Origin of the sequence: Methylovulum psychrotolerans, assembly GCF_002923755.1 — a bacterium.
Classification (GTDB): Bacteria; Pseudomonadota; Gammaproteobacteria; order Methylococcales; family Methylomonadaceae; genus Methylovulum; species Methylovulum psychrotolerans.
On record NZ_PGFZ01000014.1, the window covers coordinates 1 to 18,488 of the forward strand.

Sequence of the window (18,488 nt, forward strand, 5' to 3'; positions counted from 1 at the left end):
AGGGCATTGGAACACCCCGACCCCGCCGGGATGCTCAACAGTTTGACCCAAATGATAGGGGACGTGTTTAAACTGATGCCTTCCGAAAAGCACCTTTCCGGCAGGGATTTGGGGCGGATGGAAACAACCCCTTCACTAAAGTATAGGGCTGCCGGATGACCGCTTGAAAGCGGTCTGGGCGAATGTTAAAAACTTGATGATCGAGTGACAGTATCCGATCTATACGGTTGGAAGCTTAGCCTTTACCGATGCCCTAAAGCGGTACATCCCTTAAAGACTTATGTTTGTCCTGTAAGCCAAACATAACAACACCTACAAATGGTGTTCTTATCTATTTTCAACCACTATAAAAATGAGCGAACCGTGAGCTACAAAACCCGTTTAATAAAAATGGCCATAAAATGGACACCCACAAAATTGATTTTATGGGTCGCCAATATCAACCTCAAAGGCATTGCAGAGTTGACCGATTTTAGTGTCGACCTAGATGCGCAAACAGCCTTCGTTCAACTAAAATTGGCGGGTGAAGACGAAGCGATTGAAATCTGTTTGGAAGGTTTTGGTGTCGTAAGTGATGGGCAATCTTGCCAAGTTACCCTCCGGTACGCCCAAGCTAATCGGCTCTGGCTGGATAATATACTTGCGCGTATCGTCGGTAAAACGTGGACAATTCCTGTGCCGTCCCAACTTGCCCCCCATATAGGTTTAGTCACTGACTTATTTAAGGTTGAGGAACCCAAGCCCGAACAAGATTAATTGGCGTAGGGCAAGGGACTGGGCGTTTTGCTTAAGCCATTTGCAGGTGCTTTGCCCTACAAAAGCATAAAAAGCCGCTGTTATGCTTAAGTAGTTTAAGCCGTTCCCATAATCCGTTACAATCATCATAAAAAATGCACATGCTCGCTGTGCCTTCTGTCATGCAGGCGTTTTTCTATGCCGCGCCCACGGTTTCTTTGGTAACTTAAGGACTTTTTTCCATGTTGGCAACATTCAAACCCGGCAATGGCATAACCTTGACTATTAGCAGTAATGCCGAGAAAATCTCTTTGGTTTGCGAAGCCTTGCACGCGCTATGCCTGTATGCCAGCGGTAGCCCGGCTTGTGCGCTTGAAGTCCAACATGCCGCCGTTGAAGCTTTAAACAACGTTATCATCCATGCCTACCACAACCAGCCAAATCATGAAATTATCGTGCGCTGGAGTCAGGAGGAACGGCTATTGCGCATTGAAATTATCGACACTGGTACCTCCATGACGTTTTTGCCCGAACCGCTATTGCCCGACTTTGCCAAGGAAGGCAGTCGGGGCTGGTGGATTATCAATGCCTGTGTCGATGATTATTACTACCAAACCATCGGGCAAAGCGAACAAGCCCCGCTTTTACGTCCGGGTGAAAAATACCCCGCTATTGCCGCACTGACGGCCCAACCGCATCAAAATATTTTGACTTTTATGAAGCGTTTTTAAGCGTTAAAAAAAATGGCAGTTTACCCTTAGCCAGCTATGTCGTAAATAATTAAAAAATTGGCGATTGGTTTTTTGCGGTCACTCGCCCCCTCCCTAATTTATATAGCACAGGTTTTCATGGAAGCGATTGAATATGTGATGAAATTGGAATCGGTCTCTTTGTTATATGAAAAAAATATTGGTATAAAAAACCTGACTATCAAGCTTCCTAGGGGTTGTGTGTATGGCTTTCTTGGACGCAATGGTGCGGGCAAATCGACCACTTTACAAATCCTCAGCGGGGTTATACGGCCGCATAAAGGCCAAATTTCCTTTCACAATGAGCAATCACCTTTCGTTAAAACGTCTTGGAAAAAACGCATTGGTTATGTAGCTCAAGACCCGGTTTTTCCGCACAACGTTAATGGTGTGCAAACGGCATGGTTTTTGTCCCAACTATACCCTAAATGGAGTAATAGCCGATTTATTGAAATGGTCTCAGCCTTTCAACTGCCGCTGACGCGAAAAACAGAAACTTATTCGTTTGGTATGAGAACTATGTTATCAATGGCTTTGGCTTATGCTTGCGACCCCGAAGTCTATATTTTGGACGAACCGACTGCTGGTCTTGACCCTGTTTCACGAAGGATTGTGCTGGATCTGCTTAAACAAGAAACGGCATTGGGCAAATCGGTTATTTTTTCGACACATATCGTTGATGACTTGTTCGATAATTGCCATTATCTAGGCATTATTGATTACGGGCAGATGCTTGATGAGGGGGCTATAGTGAAATTTGGCGAGAGTAAAAATAGCCTGGAGGAGGCGTATTTTCAATTGATTAAACACAATAAACCATCAGGACATGTTGCTATTAACAGTCGTTAAGTATCTATGGACCAGCAACCGTTCTTCTATAATCGGGTATTGCCTGGTATCAATTGCCTTGACGGCAATTATTTTTTACCGTGAAAATGAGAGCTCGGAAGATTTCAATGCACTTGCGCTGGTTAGTTTTTTAAACATTACTTTTTTCATTTGCGGTACTTTCCTGTGCCGACAAGTTATCTACAAAAATTTCCAAAATGGCGGGCGGTACTTTTTTGCGCCGTTACCTATCGCGCCTTTGAGGATGCGCCTTTACGAACAGGCTTCCTTTTTTCTTATCGCCTTACTGCCCTATATTTTGGTGTTGCCGACGCTCTTATTTGCCGTCTATTACGCCGGACTCTGGAGTTCTGCCCAAACCGTAAATTTCTTGGGGTTTCAGGTATTTTTCTGGATCGTGTTTGCTAATTTCGCGCTTTGCTTGGCGATGACAGGCCGCCTTTGCTGGTATCTGTATTCGGGTGCCATTATTGGCTGTAATCTTTACACGCATTACAACGGGAACCACGCTTTACTGTTTTTAAATTTCTTTGATGTTGACAAAATACTCTACAAATCCGAAGCCATAAATAGCGGGCTGATAGTCAATTATGGGGGGCTTTGCGTAATCTTGTATGCAATCGCTCTTGCATTGAGTTATTCGGCCAATAAAAACGGCTTTGCATGGCTCCATGCTAAAGAAACAAGCCTATCCGGCGGGCTTTTTGGGCTATTTTTGGTGTTTGCGCTTATCGGCAATTTTTATTTTACTAATAAGCTAGATGCATCTGAGGCTGAATTCAACGGGCTGCATTTAAGCAAGCTTGGCGGTGCGGACAAGGCAAAAGGTTCTGCCAACAGCCGTCAACAGCCCGATTCATTTTGGAGTTCATCAATCCCTTTAAAAGATGCCGAAATAGCGTTTTACCAGCAGGCAATCAGCCAACTTCATGGCGATGTCTTGATGTTTGCCGACACCTATCAATTGCGCCTGCCAGCCATCCATTACCAAAACAAACCGGGGCAATATTCTGTAAAGCCCCTAAAAATTCATGCCGATGGGGATAATGCGCTTGAAATCGAATTTGATTTTAAGCAATTACAGGCGCATTTTGCCGATACTGAACGTGACATTCTTGTTGAAAACTTGATTAATCTCTCGCGGGGTTGGCTTCTGAAAGAAAACCAATTCATTTTTTTGCGCGGCTTAGCCGCACATTGGAGTCAACGGCATTTAGACAAAGCTTTGAGCCACAAAAGGCTGGTGGCATTAACCAAAAGCCCGGCATTCAATAAACACTATGCCGCTCGGGCATGGCTTAGCCTTTATCAAGATAGTGGGTCTTGCTTGTTTGATACACTGGCGGCAAACACGGTTGACGGTATCAGCGCAACGCTCCCAAAAGACGAGTGGATAACTCATATCCAGACCGGACTTAATCTGGATAATTCTTGGGTGCCGTTCCATCTGTTCCGTTCGCTGTTCAAATGGTCTGCCAATGTTGAGAATAGAGCCTCAGCGTTGGTTTTGCCTGAGCTTGCCAACAGACCCTACCAGGCTACAGGGACTGCAAGCCAGTCAGAACCAGTGAGTTATGAATTAGCCTCAACAGAAATTTTTCCTAAAGTCTTCCAACCGACTTATAGCATCCATTACCCAGGCTCTGGGTATAGTGACGTACAAGTCCATATTTATGAACATCAAACCCCCGGACGTTTAGTTGATCTTTTGACGATGGAGTCGGAGATTCTTGCCCCCAATAAGACGGCGTATACCGCACAGTCACTTATGCTTGAGAAAGACAGATTTTCGACCACGTTATCTTGGTATGACAAAGACTTAGATTGTCGGGTCAATTTGCCTTGGCGCTATGTCGAATTATGAAAGCCATTATTCAGTCGCTGCTATTAGAAACTAAAATAGGCTTAATACGGAATCTGCTGTTTGTCGTCATTAGTGCCTTATTGGTTTTTTTTGAGGCATTTACGGATTTCCCATTTAGCCCTCATGCCCAAGCCCAAGAGTATACTTCCAAGGATGAGCAATTACTGGATATTTTGATTTACTGGATTCTTTTTCTCGCTATTTTTCGGCAATGCGTACTGAGGGATCTGGATAGCCGCATCTATTTCGCCCAACATCCCCTGAATTATAAAAGCCATTTTATTGGCAAATGTATTTTTCTTTGCTTGATATTCGTCCTGGTTGATCTGCTTGTTTTTGCGGTGCGCGGGTTTTGCGGGTTTTACTATAGTTATTCGCTAGGAGCGTTTACGTTAAATACTTATACAGATAGATTAGTGGCCGATATAGCCGGCAGCTTGTTTTCTGGCGGATTTATTTTGTTAATAAGCTTGTTTAGGCCTCTACATTTTGCACTGCTGATTGTCATTGTGATAGGCGCTTTTGTTCTGGTTGATGCCCAGCCCAATTCAGCAAGTTATGTCCCTTTGTTTGCAGAAAGTTTCCGGCCCAGTTTATTTTGGGCACCCGTGCCTTGGTTGTTGGGTATGTACCTTTACGAATGGAAAATGACCCGAACGCCTGTTGCAATAGTAGGGTTTGTTCTGCAACGTTATCCTCGGTTACAGAAACTACATCTCACTAAAATTGTGCCCGTGTTGATTACGTCAGGGTGTTTAGGGTTTGCCATCTACTTAAATTGGCCGGAGCAGAAATTGTCACCCATCCAGAAAGTCAGGCAGGAATTGCTCGGTGCTATACGCCAACTCAGGCATCAAGACAGTACCGAAACTAACTATTTTTCTTTCAAGTTTCAACAAGAGCATCAATGGATAGCAGACGAATTGACCCCATTTGCAGACCAGGAATGGCAGCATCTGCATAAGGAATTTGGTATTCCTTTCAAGGAAAAGCCACGCGTAGAAGTGTTCATAAAACCCTCTGACGAACATACTCTGGGCTCAACACGGGGAACTTTCATTATCATTAATTCGGCAACTACCCATTCTGCTGATGACCAAGGAGAAAACCTAAAAAAGACGTTTCGGCACGAACTGACACATGTCATAATTAATCGCTTATCTGATTTTCAATTTATAGAAAATGCCGATATTCTTGGCGGCTTTTTCCATGAAGGTTTGGCCGAGTTAGCCGAACACAACTGGAATACCGACGACCCCGTCTTGTTAGGCGAAGCTGCCCTACACTATAAAGCCTATGATGAAGGCTTAATGAGCCTCTTACCGAAACTGAGCCAGTTCAGCGACTATGATTATGATGTCAATTACGGTTTGGGTTATGTTTTTTGGGGCGAGTTCGTCAAAATATATGGCCGTGGCAAAGTCAAAGATTTTCTTTATGCAGTGGGAGATATAGATGCGCAAGATGGCGAATATAAAGGCATCCAATTTTTGTTTCATCAGGCCAATTTGGCTAAAATCGACTTGTACAAAGTTTTTCAAGCCAGCGAGCTGACAATGGCAAACGTTTTGAAAGGCTTAGATCCTCAGCTTTTAGCCCAAGTACAGGCGCTAAAACATTTTAAGGCCACCCGATTTGAAACCGATAAGATATTGATCCCTTATCTGTTTGAATCCCCTGCCCACGCGCTATGCAAATTTAGGCAAAATGATTCCCTACATACGCAAACCGAACGCATTGTAAAATGGAGTTACCAGGGAAATACCGGGGGCTTATGCAATCTACCCAAACATAACGGGGATGAGCTACAACTGCTCATTTATTTTGATAGTGGCATCGTTTTCCGTTCACGATGGATAAAAATGCCAAAAATATAGTGTGGGGCTAAAGCCGATGGCCATAAAGCGGGGTTTAAGGTGAACCTAAACATCAGCCCTGCCGCTGCATCACCACCTCTTCCTTAGCCGCCCACAGTCCTATGTCGCCGCCATTTAACGCTGTCGCCATCAGGTCAGGGAATTTGTCCGGCGTACAGGCAAAAGTGGGTACACCTAAGTTGGCGAAGGCTTGTGCCAGATGTGGGTCGTAACTGGGCGCACCGTCGTCATTGAGGGCTAACAGGGTAATGACTTGGACACCGCTGTTTTTCAGCTCGGCGATACGGGCGACTAAGGCTTTGGCATCGCCGCCTTCGTATAAGTCGGTGATGAGGATAAGCGAAGTGGCGCGGGGATTGCCGATGCGTTGCTGGCAGTAACTGACGGCGCGGTTAATGTCGGTGCCGCCGCCGAGCTGGACACCGAACAGCACTTCTACTGGGTCGGCAAGTTGTTCGGTCAAATCGACAACGGCGGTGTCGAAGACCACTAATTGGGTTTTTAAGGCTGGAATGGAGGCCATGACAGCGGCGAAGATGCTGGCGTAAATGACGCTGGTCGCCATAGAGCCGGATTGGTCTACGCACAACAGCACTTCTTTCAGATTTTGGGGCTTTTTGCGCCCGTAACCTATCAGCCGTTCGGGGATGATGCTTTTATAGTCGGGCTGGTAATGTTTCAGGTTGGCGCGTATCGTCCGCCCCCAATCAATATCGCCGGGTAAGGGGCGGTTACGCCGCGCCGCCCGGTTAAGGCTACCGCGCAAAGCCTGTTCGGTTTTACTGCGCAAGCGTTGCAACAGTTCGTCCACCAATTTTTGGACCAATTGCCGGGCGGTGTCTCTGGATTGTGCCGGCACTAAATGCTTGAGGCTGATAAGGGTGGCGACTAAGTGGATATCCGCTTCGACCCCCGCCAACATTTCCGGTTGCAGCAACATGGCCCGCATATTCAGACGCTCAAACGCATCCTTTTGTAAGACCCGCACGACATTGGCGGGGAAACGCTCGCGGATGTCGCCCAACCAACGCGACACTTTTGGGGCGGAAGCGCCCAAGCCTGCCGAACGCGGTTCGGAGCTGTCCTGGTATAGTGCGTTCAGCAAGTTATCTAGCTGAATGTCATCCTTTCCTAAGCCGGTTTGGTTATCACCGCCCAGCAATAACCGCCAGCGTTTTTGTCTTTCGTCCAGTTCAGCCATGATTGTGCGTAACTCCCAAAATGCAGTCCAGCAACGGCAACACTAAAGCCGCCTGGGTGTGGTCAAAATCCGGCTCAGCAAGGCTTAGGCCAGTGGCAGGCGCGTCATACAACACCTTATCCAACAAAGATCGCCGTTCACCGAAAGCAAACGTAGCAAACGTGCGGCGTAATAATGGGGTAATGGCTTCAAAACGCTCCCGCGTCAAACCGCAAATATAAGTGTCCAATACTTGCCGCAAGCTGTCATCATGCAACAAGGCCAAACCGGTTCCGTTCAATAAGCCTTCCAGCCAACCAGCGGCTTGCGCCGGTTCTTCCGCACGGGATAACGCTAAGGACAGAGCCTCGGCGACCGCCTCAGCATTAATGACGTGGGCATTTTCCAGCAAACGGTAGCATTTGCCGCACAACACCCCTTGGATGCCGTCCGTCGCCGCCAAGCGCACTAGCACTTGCTGCCAAGCCGTGTTCAGTTCCGCCTCGTCCAACAGTTGCAGGGCACTATTGACGGTCGCCAAAGCGTCGGCCATAGTCCGCGCGGTGTCTTCGTCGAGTTGGCGGCATTGGTTGATCAGGCCGATATTGATGCGCACCGTCAGGCTGGCCACCAATTGTTTGAGGGCGGCGGTATCGGTGGCTCTGACATCACCATAACGGACAATCCGCACCAAGCCCGGCAGGGCTAACATCAGTTCGTCAATTTGGTTGGTTGTGGCGGCACGGGCTTGTAACACACCCATTGCCGAACTGACGGCGGCGGGCAAATCGGCTAGCAACAGTTGCTGCAAACCTTCCAATAACAACGCCAAGGAACCGGCTTGACTTAGCTCGGCAAGCGCGAAGGCGGCGGCGGCACTGGCGATAGCCGTACCCCAGAGATTACGCTCAATCAGCGATAATTCAAATTCAGGCCGCCATTGGAGCTGCCACGTTTCTTTAAATGTCCCTTTGCTGCGGCTGTCTTTACTGACGCTTCCCCAAGTGATGCCCAGCAATTGCAAGCGGTACAGCAGTACCGAGCGGTTACGCCCGCTATCGGTACGCAAATCCAATTCCAAAAGCTTTTCTACCGCTTCTTTCTGTAAGCGCAAGCTTTTCAATTGGTGTTGGAAGTCCTGTTGCAGAGGGGTTTGCGGCATATCATCCGGCACTTGCCCTAAGCGTTCGCTGACCCATAAGCGTTCATCCAAGAGCCTTAAGGCGGTCGGGTCACCTAAGCCGAACAGGGTTTGCATGGCTTCCGTCATGTCGCTAGGATTGGGCGGGTGGCGGTCGCGTAACGTCGCCAAGGCTTCCGCCAAGCGCACGGCATCAATGACACTGGCGGGTGAAATGTCCAAGCCTTGTGTCCGCAGCAGGCGGGCGGCGCGGGTAATCCAGCCGCTACTGACCGCATAATGGCTAGAGTCGGTTTGGTTACGCTCCCAAAGATAATCATACCAACCGGGTGAAGCCACACCCGCCCCATAGCCGCTGCACCTGCTGATGCGGCTATATGTCCACGGTATCCAAGTGGCGTTGATTTTAGTTTTGGGAAGGCCTTTTAATAAAGCGGTATCCTGCTTGGCGGTTATCGGTTGCACTAAGGCGGGTACATGCCAAGCCCCGCACACCACCGCGATCTTTTGGTAGCCGTCTTTACGCGCTTGGCGTATGCAGCGCCGCATCCAAGCTTCGCGGTATTGTTCGCGCAGACTTAAGGGGCGTTCGGCTTCAATGGCGGTACGCACGACGCTCATGGCTTCGGCAATGGCGGTAAAAATCTCCCCTTCCTGCGGGTTTTGTTCGACCATTTGTTCCCACCATTGCTCGCCGTCTTCAAATCCGGCAGCGTGGGCAAGCAAATCCAAAGGGTCAAAATCCAGCGTTAAGCTATCTATAGCCTCAAGGGGTGAGTTCCCTTCTTCCGCTTCCGTTTCTTGGACGGATCCGTTACGCTTTAAAGCGAGGGCGTGGGTTTGCGGTAAGTCGAAAAATTCCAGCGGCGTTTGCGACTGCTGTGCATAACACAGCGTCTGCCATTCCGGTGAAAAGCGCGTATAAGGGTAAAACACCGCCTCAGCGGGTTGGTCGGTAGCGTAGAACAGTTGCGCGACGGGCGGCTGTAATTGCGGATGGTTAATTTGCGCCAGCAAGGGGGCGGCTTCTGCCGGGCCTTCCAGCAAAATTTTATCCGCCGCAAAGCTGGCTAACGCCCGCAAGACACTGTCCGCCGAGCCGGGGCCGTGGTGGCGTATGCCCAGGTAAAAGACGTTGTCGACTAACATCGCTCAACTGAGTTCGCGGCAAGCACGGTAAAGGTCTTGCCATCCGGCACGCTCTTTAACGACGGTTTCCAAGTATTCGCGCCAAACGATAGGGTCTTGCACGGGATCTTTGATGACCGCCCCGATCAGGCTGGAGGCCAAGTCGGCGACATTCAACTCGCCGTCACCAAAATGCACCGATAGGCTAATGCCGCTGTTCATAACGGAAATGGCTTCGGCAGTGCTTAAGGTGCCTGACGGTATTTTCAATTTTTCTTTATTGTCTAAGGTCACGCCCATGCGTAATTCGCGGAAAATGGTCACGACCCGTTGGATTTCCCGCACCGCACTTTTTTCCAATGGCAGTTCCAAAGCACGCCCCAATTCGCGTACCCGCTGTTCGACAATTTCCACTTCTTTGGCCAAGCTGGCGGGGGTCGGCAAGATTACCGTGTTAAAACGCCGTTGCAAGGCGCTGGACAGTTCGTTAACGCCTTTATCGCGGTTATTGGCGGTGGCGATGATGTTAAAGCCTTTCCGCGCCGAGACTTCGGTATTGAGTTCGGGGATAGGCAAGTGCTTTTCCGACAGCACCGTGATTAACGTGTCTTGGACATCGGAGGGGATGCGGGTCAGTTCCTCAATGCGGGCGATTTTGCCGACTTGCATGGCGTGCATCATCGGACTGACCACCAGCGCTTCCATGCTCGGCCCTTTCGCCAGCAATTGTGCGTAATTCCAACCATAACGGATTGCCTCTTCGCTAATCCCCGCTGTGCCTTGGATGACTAAGGTGGAGTCGCCGCAAATTGCCGCCGCCAAATGTTCGGATACCCACGATTTTGCCGTGCCCGGTACGCCGTAGAGTAATAAGGCGCGGTCAGTGGTTAATGTGGCGACGGCGATCTCCATCAGGCGTTGGTCGCCGATGTATTTTGCCGATACTTCATAACCGTTACTTAAGGTGCCGCCCATCAGGTACTGCACCACGGCCCACGGCGATAACGCCCAATTGGTAGGCTTTTGGCGGGTATCGACGGCTTGCAGGGCCGCCAATTCTTCGGCATATTGCTGTTCGGCGTGCCGTCTTAACACCTCATTCATGAGCAAACTCCTGATGTAGCGCCTGGCGCTGGGAAAAATGGGTTAATAAGTCAAAAAACTGCGGGTTGTCATCTTGTTGTAAGCGTCGGCTCAAATGGTCATAATTCGCCAGCGGCAATTTAAAGGCCAATTGCGCTAAGCTTTTACGTTCGTAACCGTAAAAGACGGGCGGGGTAGCCTTGGCGGCTGCCAGCAAAACGTCGATGACGGCTTCTGCGAAAGGTTCGGATAAAGTGTCTTGCTGGGCGGTAAAATTGTAGATAAACCCCAGTGCTTGGCCGGCATCCAGTTGCTGGAAATAGGCAATGGCTACGGGTTCGATGCACGCGGGCGGATATGATGGGGCAAAGTGCTGTAGCCAAAAACCTTGCTCCCTCGTATTCAGTAAAGGCATACGCAGTGGCACAAATTCCGCGCAGCTATGCAGGGCCGCGCCAAAATCAAAACCTGATAATAAGGCCGCCGAAAAATCCGAGCGCAGGGCAGCATCAACTAGCGTTGCCAAGCTTAAACCAAGTTGTTCGGCGAGTGTAAGGGGATTGCTTAAGCTTAGCCATTGATAAAGCCAGCCTGCCTTATTGCCGATTTTAGCAGAGCCAGTCAGGACAGGCAGGTATTCCAGTTTTTCTTGCAAACCGCGTTTTTTCCAAATTTCGGCGAGCGCATCGGGCAAATTGACCCGCAGTTGCTCGTGACCTAATAAAGGCTTATGTATTTCCAGCACGGCTAAAAGATTGTCCTGCACTAAACGGGTCAGCTCAGGGTCTTGCAATTGTGCGAGCAGGCGGGTGGTTCTCTCGCGCACCCCTTGGCTACGGTCTTCGGTGATAGTTTGCAAAAAGGGCAACATATCCGCCGTGGGTTGCCCGGCTAACACATCTAAAAAGGCTTGCCGGTCTTTAGCGTTGTTTACAGGCCATTGAGCGGCCAATTGGCTTAAGGCTTGGTGGCGGTCTGCTGTTAAGGCTTCGGCAAAGAGGGCGAACCGCGCCGATCCGATGGCCTCCAGCCAAGTATCGGTGGTTTCCACTGTGGTGGCTAAATTGCCCGGCAATTTCTGCCAAGCGGGATTGAGTCCGCATAACCATAAGCCACGGTTACCGATCACGGCCCTTAGCTGGGCGGCGTTAGGACGTTGGCTTTCACTCCATGTTAAAAACGCCGCTAACAATTCAGGGGGTAACAGTTGTTGCCGCTGACTGAGTAGGCCGAGGGCTTCTTTCACCAAAGCATGGTTTTCTTCGTGCAAGTAACGGTGCAGGCATTGGCTGATATGGGCGCTGCAATAGGCCGCTGTTTCAGGGACGGCGGCGGATAAGGGTGCAGGGCTAGCCACCGCCCAAATTTTACCCACCGCTTTATAAGATTCGACCAAGGCCAGCGCGTTAAGCAATTGCTGTTCGGTGCTTAAATCTTGCCAATGGTGCTGGCGGCTTTGTAAGTCCGGTGGTGCTAACACGGGCAGTTGGCTGTGGCGCTGAGTGCCGACAATGGCGTGTTTGACTAAGTCTTGCCAGATCTTCATGTTACTGCCCTAGCCGTTAAATTGGCGTAAGTCTGTCCGTACCAAACCCCTAAGGCCTGGAGGCGTTCACCATCCCATTCGCCAAAGACACTGACGGTTTGCCCGCCGCTCATTGCCAATAACGGCCACGGCGCAGTGCCACGCGTATCGACTGGAATGGCGGTGCCGTCAGGCAGTTGCAAGTATAAAAAAGGTTCTTGGTATATCGGTATAGCGGGCGGTGCCAGCACCGGATAAGCGCCTAGCCACGGGTTGCGGATTTTTAATTGGCTGTAATCCTGCCAAAAAGCGCTATGTTGCGGGGCAGGGCCGATGCCCGCTTGTTGTGGGCTGTTTTGATAGTCGCCTAATACGGCGCGTAATGGAGTCGCTGACGGGTAGAAATGCGCATTGCCCAGCAAACGGTTGCCAGTCAGCCATAGTGTTTGTAAGGTTTGCCGCTGGCTGGCATGGGCGAAATGCAGTAATTTGGCGAACTGCCCGCTAGTGGTGCCTAATAACCACACTTCGCGGGTCACTAAGGCGTTTTCTTCGCTAAAACGGGTTGCTAACACCAGCCATTCGTCATTGACCGCCGGGGCTTGTAATACCTCGTCTTCACGCATTGCCAAGCCCAGCACTTGGTTAATGTCGGCACACAGTCCGGCGGGTAGCTGGTGGCGTTGCGGATACGCCTTGACCAACAAATGCAGGCGGGCGATTTCTTGCGCGAACAGATGCAGATTATCGCTTTTTTGCAGCAACACCGCGCTTAACTTTCTGATCCGCCCCGCGAGGCCGGGCATTTTGGCATCGACCATCCGCGCCGCCCATTCATCCCAATAGCGCAAGGGTTTGGCGGGCAATTCTGCGAAGCCGATACGGACAATATCCTCCAGCCATAGCCCCAATTCCGCCAGCCCTTGCGCCATTTCCCCATCCCGCTGTTGTTGGCGTTTGGCTTGGGCTTTGGGGTCTACAGGCTTGGCGGCGGCGGGTGCTTTTTTGGCTTCTGCCCGTTGCCCGCGACTTGCCAACCATTCCGCCACCCAAGGCGGTTCCGCATCGGTCTGGGTAAAATGCTGCGGCTCTTCGGCATATAATAGGAACAACGCCAAGCCATGTTTACAAGGAAACTTGCGGCTGGGGCAGGAACATTTAAAAGCATTGCCGCTTAAATCAATCCGCGCTTGGTACGGGTTTGCGCCACTGCCTTTACACTCGCCCCACACCGCCCGGCCACTATAGCCCAACACACCCCAAACTTTAGGGTTACCCAAGCTTTTGGCGGCACTGATGGATGCGGTATCTGGAGCTAACGCGAGGATTTGTTCCCTGTTCATACAGGTATGGCCTGTTATTGTTGTTGTATGGACGTACCTTAATTATATATCACAATTAATTTCTGTTAAGTAGGCGAATAAGAAATAATTTTAACCTCGGAGTATTCAATAAGCAGATAGGCAATTAAATGTTGGGAAATATGGTTTTTTTGGCTATAGAGAAACCACAGATCCCTACCCTTATTGCGCCGAAACAATCTGCCCTTTATCAAGAAAGGCCACGCTATCGGTCAAGTAATGGATTTCCGCTAAAGCGTGGCTGACGTAAAGCATGGGCAGGCGCAATTCGTCACGGGTTTTCAGCAAAAACGGCAGGATCTGTTGTTTGAGGCGCTCATCAAGGGCGGCCAGTGGCTCATCAAGCAGCAGCAGGCGGGGACTGGTAAGCAAGGCGCGGCCTAGGCCGACGCGTTGTTTTTCGCCGCCGGAGAGTTTTTGCACGGACTGCCCTAACAAATGGCCGATTTCCAACAGTTCCACTACCGTATCGAGGTGAATTTGCCGTTGGTCGGGTTTGAGCAAATGGTAGCCGTACAATAAGTTATGGCGTACCGACAAATGTGGGAACAACCGCGCATCTTGAAACACCAGGCCGATCCGGCGCCGATGTGCGGGTAAGTTAATATCTTGGCGGGAGTCGAACAAGGGTGTGCCATCGACGATGATATGCCCTTGTTGGGGGGTGAGCAGTCCGGCTATCAAATTCAAGACGCTAGATTTACCCGCACCTGAAGGGCCAAATAAGCCGGTGACCAAGTGGCTGCTTTGAAACTGGGCGTGCAATTGAAAGCTGCCGTGGTTCAGTTTTACATCAATATCTAACATAATTAACGCCCCGCATTACGGTATAGCTTACGGTTGAGCAGGTCGCTGATGATTAAGGCGAGCAAGGCCAACAGTACCGACAAAATCACCAACCGCGCCGCCGGGCCGTCGCCGCCCGGCACTTGGGTGGCGGTGTAAATGGCTAAAGGCAAGGTGCGGGTTTCGCCTTCGATATTGCCGACAAAGGTGATGGTTGCGCCAAATTCACCCAGGCTGCGGCTAAAGCCCAATACCGCCCCGACCAGAATGCCGGGGGCCGCCAACGGCAGGGTGATGGTAAAAAACACCCGCACTGGGGATGCCCCCAAGGTGCGGGCGGCATTTTCCAGCCCCCGGTCTATCGCGGTGATTGACAAACGCACCGAGCGGACAATTAACGGCAAGGCCATGACCATTGAGGCCAATACCGCGCCTTTCCAATTAAAGGCCAAACTGACGCCAAAGCTTTGGTACAGCCATTTGCCGATAAAGCCATTATGCCCGAAACACAGCAACAATAAATAGCCGGGAACAATCGGCGGTAATACTAAAGGCAGATGCACCAAGCCATCCACCAAGGCTTTGCCGAAAAATTCGTAACGGGCCAACCACCAACCGATGATAATCGCCAAGGGGCAGCTTAACAAGGTGCTCCACCCGGCGATTTTTAACGATAACAACAAAGCCGCTATTTCTTGTTCACTCAGTTCCAGCATACGTTACCAGGGTTAGGGTTGCAGACGGGTAAAGCCATAATGGGCAAACACCTTGCCCGCTTCGGCTTGGCTTAAATAATCGAGAAAAGCCCGGGCTTCTTGGGATTGGCTAATCAAGGCCATTGGGTAAGCTATCGGCGCGTGGCTGCTCTCAGGAAAAGTGCCGACCACTTCGACCTTAGTGCTGATCAGGGCATCGGTGGCATAGACAATGCCAGCGGCACATTCGCCACGCTCGACAAACGCCAACGCGGCCCGGACATCTTCGGTACCGACGATACGGGTTTTAATGGTGTCCCACATCGCCAAATTTTGCAAGGCTTCTTTCGCATATTTGCCGGCGGGTACGGTGCTGGTTTCGCCAGTGCATAACTTGCCGTCAAACGCGTTAGCTAAGGCTTCGCCTTTCGCCAACTTAACAGCAAAGCCTTGGCCTTTTGGTGCGATCAGCACCAAGCTATTGCCCAAAACCTCCTTACGCGAGGTCGCGTCGATTTTACCTTGCTCATACAAGGTATCCATCCATTGCTTATCGGCGGAAATGAAAATGTCCGCCGGTAAGCCGTTTTCGATTTGTTTGGCCAGTACCGACGATGAGGCAAACGAGGTTTTTATCGTTACGCCCTGTTGTTTTTGGTAGTGTTTGATAATGTCGGTGAGCGCGTTGGTCAGGCTGGCGGCGGCCAGCACGGTTATTTCCGCTTGCGCGGCGGGCATAAAAACGCTGCAAATTAAAAAAATCAATAATAAACGTAAGGGTTTAAAAGTCATTGGCGGCTCCTTGGAAGCGAAGAAAATAGATGTATTGGCAAAACGCTATTACGGTTGCTATACTGCGCTTGCGGTGTTTTCTTGTCAAGCAGTGGTCATTAGCGAATTAATGATGATAGAATTTAGTTTTTATCATTTTTGGAGATATTCAAATGCTTAACAAATCGGCATTATGGTTGGCAATGACGGCCATCGGTTTTGCTAATACCAGCCAAGCCATGAGTGTGGAACAACGGATGGCGGCGATGGAAAAGAAAATGGCGCAGATGGAGAACCAATTAAAACACGCCGCAGCCGAAAACCAACAACTGAAAAGCTATCTGGCCGGACGAGCCCAACCTGTCCAAGCCGCCCCTGTCAAACAGTTGGAAGACAAGCTGTCCGTCATTAGCCAACGTCTTGAAACCGACAAAAAAGCCGCCGACGAACAAGCCAAAAAAGCCCCTAAAATTGACGTGTCCAATAAAGGCGTGGTCTTGAAGTCCGCCGATGACAATTACAAGCTGAACATTCGTGGTTATGCACAAGCAGACAGCAATTTTTATGCCGATGATGCGCCGTTGTCTTCGGGCGAGTTTGATAAGTTTTTGATCCGTAGGGCGCGATTAACGTTTGACGGCACGTTGTTTAAAAATGTCGATTTTCGCATCGCGCCTGATTTTGGCGGCGGGCAAGTACGCCTGTTTGATGCCTTTGTCGATTTGCACTATTTTACTGCCGCCAGCTTGATGGCGGGAAAATTCCGCCAACCCGTCAGCTTGGAACGGATGCAAACGGCGACTAATCTGACCTTTATTGAACGCGCCTACCCTGCCCAGTTAGCACCTAACCGTGATATAGGTTTTATGCTGCACGGTGCAATTGCTTATCCTGGCTATAAAGCGCAATATACACCGCAGCCAGTTTTTAAGGAGTTTATCGGTTACGAGGTCGGGGTATTTAACGGTGTCCGCGATAACCAAGCGGTACAAAATGCGGATAGGGACACCGATAACAATAAAGAAGTCGCCGCGCGGTTGTTCTCGCACCCTTTTATGCACAGCGGTACCGCTTTGGCAGGTTTAGGTTTGGGCGTGGCGGGTACTTGGGGGCAACCACAACAAAATGCCTTAGTCTCCTTGGTCAGTGCCGGGCAGCAAGCCATCGTGACCTATAATGGCGCCGCCACTTCATCCGGCGAACAGTATCGGATTTACCCGCAAATGTATTGGTATTGGAAAACCGTTGGCATAATGGGGGAATATTTAGTATCATCACAAAACCTATATAATGCAGGGTTGAATAAACATGCCCTACAAAACAACGAGGCTTGGCATTTCAATGTGTCTTATATGCTGACCGGTGAAAATAATAGCTTTTTTGCCATTAAACCTAACAAACGCTTTGATCCGGCAGCGGGTTCTTGGGGGGCATGGCAACTTGCCGCACGGTGGTCTGAGCTGAATATCGACAAGTCGACGTTCCAAAACATCGGCTCGGTGGCAAACCCTTATTCTTTCGCCAGCTTAAGCAATTCCATCAGAAACGCCCAATCGTGGGCATTAGGGGTCAACTGGTACTTAAACGACAACCTGAAGCTGATGACCGATTACGAAGAGACGCTGTTTGTCGGTGGTGCTGCCGGCAATACTGACCGGACGACCGAGCAGGCGGTATTCTCGCGGGTTCAGGTGGCATTTTAAAGCGGCGCTTAGCAAGGTTAGCGTCTGGGCCACTTATTTTGTCAGGCGCTAATCCGGCTTGGCTTATTATTAAGGAGACTTATTTTGTCTAATCTGCCTATTAAGGCCGAGCTTTGCGAAACGGCAGACAGCGCGGCAACACCCGCTGAGCCTGTCGCTTTGGTCAGCGGCCAAATCCATTTGTTAAGTAGCCTAGGAGAGCGGCTATTCGGCCTACTTTCTGCCATCGGGCAAACGGGTTCCATTAATCAAGCCGCGCGGGCTGTGGGCTTAACCTATAAAGGTGCGTGGGAAATGATAGAACGCGCCAATAACCTGTCGCCCAATATTTTGGTGACAACGGCTATCGGCGGCAAACAGGGCGGCGGAACCCAACTGACGCTGGCGGGTAAAGCGTTCTTGGCGGTCTTTCAGCAACTGCAAAGCGAACATGCTATTTTTTTGCAACAACTCAACCAGCGTTTAAACACCCATCAAGATATTGTTTTCTTACTCAAGAGGTTAATTATGAAAGCCAGTGCGCGTAACCAATTTTTTGGCAAAGTGACCGATGTTGCCGTCGGTGCCGTCAATGCCACCGTTACTCTCGATCTGAAAGGCGGCGACGTGATTGTCGCTTCTGTGACGAAAGAATCTGTGGAAAGCTTAGGCATTAAAAGCGGCCTTGATGCCATTGCCCTGATTAAAGTCTCGCAAGTTACGCTCGTGACCGATTTCGGTGGTTATCGCCTGTCGGCGCGTAACCAACTGAAAGGTACAGTGACCCGTATCCAAAAAGGCTCGGTCAATACTGAAGTCGTGATTGCCTTGCAAGGCGGCAATGCCATCGCTGCGACCATTACCAACGAAAGCGTCGATACCTTAGGCCTGACCGAAGGCAGCGAAGCGACTGCGGTCTTTAAGGCAGGTGCGGTATTGTTAGGGGTGGCTTCTTAATTTGCCGATAAGGCACAAAGGAAGTGGAGGACACGGTTGCGTGTCCTCCGTGGTGAAGTGCTGTTTAGATAAGCTTTACGGTGCAGGCTGGTGGCTAATTAGCCT

The 18,488-nt window shown here is 50.1% G+C and carries 15 protein-coding genes; 7 read left to right on the forward strand and 8 right to left on the reverse strand.

The window, feature by feature from the left end; all coding sequences use genetic code 11:
* The first annotated feature begins 363 nt into the window (after positions 1 to 363).
* The 5 genes from AADEFJLK_RS20180 to AADEFJLK_RS20200 all read left to right on the forward strand — a co-directional run bounded on the left by AADEFJLK_RS20180 (position 364) and on the right by AADEFJLK_RS20200 (position 6,074).
* Positions 364 to 756 carry a hypothetical protein gene (locus AADEFJLK_RS20180; protein WP_103975574.1) on the forward strand — a complete coding sequence of 131 codons (393 nt, stop codon included), beginning with the start codon at positions 364 to 366 and terminating at the stop codon, positions 754 to 756.
* A gap of 221 nt (positions 757 to 977) precedes the next feature.
* Positions 978 to 1,466 carry an ATP-binding protein gene (locus AADEFJLK_RS20185; RefSeq protein ID WP_103975541.1) on the forward strand — a complete coding sequence of 163 codons (489 nt, stop codon included), beginning with the start codon at positions 978 to 980 and terminating at the stop codon, positions 1,464 to 1,466.
* Between the two features lie 117 nt (positions 1,467 to 1,583).
* Positions 1,584 to 2,333 carry an ABC transporter ATP-binding protein gene (locus tag AADEFJLK_RS20190; RefSeq protein WP_103975542.1) on the forward strand — a complete coding sequence of 250 codons (750 nt, stop codon included), beginning with the start codon at positions 1,584 to 1,586 and terminating at the stop codon, positions 2,331 to 2,333.
* Between the two features lie 58 nt (positions 2,334 to 2,391).
* Positions 2,392 to 4,197 (forward strand): hypothetical protein, encoded by a 1,806-nt coding sequence (locus AADEFJLK_RS20195; RefSeq protein ID WP_146054682.1) that lies wholly within the window; start codon positions 2,392 to 2,394, stop codon positions 4,195 to 4,197.
* Positions 4,194 to 6,074: a hypothetical protein gene (locus tag AADEFJLK_RS20200; protein WP_103975544.1), complete on the forward strand. Its 1,881-nt coding sequence runs from the start codon at positions 4,194 to 4,196 to the stop codon at positions 6,072 to 6,074. Before AADEFJLK_RS20195 ends, AADEFJLK_RS20200 begins: the two co-directional genes overlap by 4 nt.
* 52 nt (positions 6,075 to 6,126) lie before the next feature.
* Here the strand turns inward: AADEFJLK_RS20200 and AADEFJLK_RS20205 are convergent, their stop codons facing one another.
* The 8 genes from AADEFJLK_RS20205 to modA all read right to left on the reverse strand — a co-directional run bounded on the left by AADEFJLK_RS20205 (position 6,127) and on the right by modA (position 15,765).
* A complete protein-coding gene (locus tag AADEFJLK_RS20205) occupies positions 6,127 to 7,275 on the reverse strand; it encodes a VWA domain-containing protein (RefSeq protein WP_103975545.1) in 1,149 nt (382 codons plus the stop codon).
* Positions 7,268 to 9,544: a DUF5682 family protein gene (locus tag AADEFJLK_RS20210; RefSeq protein WP_103975546.1), complete on the reverse strand. Its 2,277-nt coding sequence runs from the start codon at positions 9,542 to 9,544 to the stop codon at positions 7,268 to 7,270. Before AADEFJLK_RS20210 ends, AADEFJLK_RS20205 begins: the two co-directional genes overlap by 8 nt.
* Positions 9,545 to 9,547: 3 nt before the next feature.
* Positions 9,548 to 10,627: an ATP-binding protein gene (locus AADEFJLK_RS20215; protein ID WP_103975547.1), complete on the reverse strand. Its 1,080-nt coding sequence runs from the start codon at positions 10,625 to 10,627 to the stop codon at positions 9,548 to 9,550.
* Complete coding sequence (locus AADEFJLK_RS20220) at positions 10,620 to 12,152, reverse strand: DUF5691 domain-containing protein (RefSeq protein ID WP_103975548.1); 1,533 nt, start codon at positions 12,150 to 12,152, stop codon at positions 10,620 to 10,622. The genes AADEFJLK_RS20215 and AADEFJLK_RS20220 overlap by 8 nt, the downstream gene beginning before the upstream one ends.
* Positions 12,149 to 13,474: an SWIM zinc finger family protein gene (locus tag AADEFJLK_RS20225; RefSeq protein ID WP_103975549.1), complete on the reverse strand. Its 1,326-nt coding sequence runs from the start codon at positions 13,472 to 13,474 to the stop codon at positions 12,149 to 12,151. Before AADEFJLK_RS20225 ends, AADEFJLK_RS20220 begins: the two co-directional genes overlap by 4 nt.
* 180 nt (positions 13,475 to 13,654) lie before the next feature.
* The gene (modC, locus tag AADEFJLK_RS20230; RefSeq protein WP_103975550.1) at positions 13,655 to 14,299 is read right to left on the reverse strand and encodes a molybdenum ABC transporter ATP-binding protein; all 645 of its coding nucleotides are present in this window, start codon (positions 14,297 to 14,299) and stop codon (positions 13,655 to 13,657) included.
* 2 nt (positions 14,300 to 14,301) lie between these two features.
* Complete coding sequence (gene modB, locus AADEFJLK_RS20235) at positions 14,302 to 14,994, reverse strand: molybdate ABC transporter permease subunit (protein ID WP_103975551.1); 693 nt, start codon at positions 14,992 to 14,994, stop codon at positions 14,302 to 14,304.
* 12 nt (positions 14,995 to 15,006) lie between these two features.
* Positions 15,007 to 15,765 carry a molybdate ABC transporter substrate-binding protein gene (gene modA / locus AADEFJLK_RS20240; protein WP_103975552.1) on the reverse strand — a complete coding sequence of 253 codons (759 nt, stop codon included), beginning with the start codon at positions 15,763 to 15,765 and terminating at the stop codon, positions 15,007 to 15,009.
* 152 nt (positions 15,766 to 15,917) lie between these two features.
* Here modA and AADEFJLK_RS20245 point away from each other — a divergent pair, with 152 nt between their 5' ends.
* Complete coding sequence (locus AADEFJLK_RS20245) at positions 15,918 to 17,447, forward strand: porin (RefSeq protein WP_103975553.1); 1,530 nt, start codon at positions 15,918 to 15,920, stop codon at positions 17,445 to 17,447.
* A gap of 84 nt (positions 17,448 to 17,531) precedes the next feature.
* Positions 17,532 to 18,383 (forward strand): TOBE domain-containing protein, encoded by an 852-nt coding sequence (locus tag AADEFJLK_RS20250; RefSeq protein WP_232463783.1) that lies wholly within the window; start codon positions 17,532 to 17,534, stop codon positions 18,381 to 18,383.
* Positions 18,384 to 18,488 lie beyond the last annotated feature (105 nt).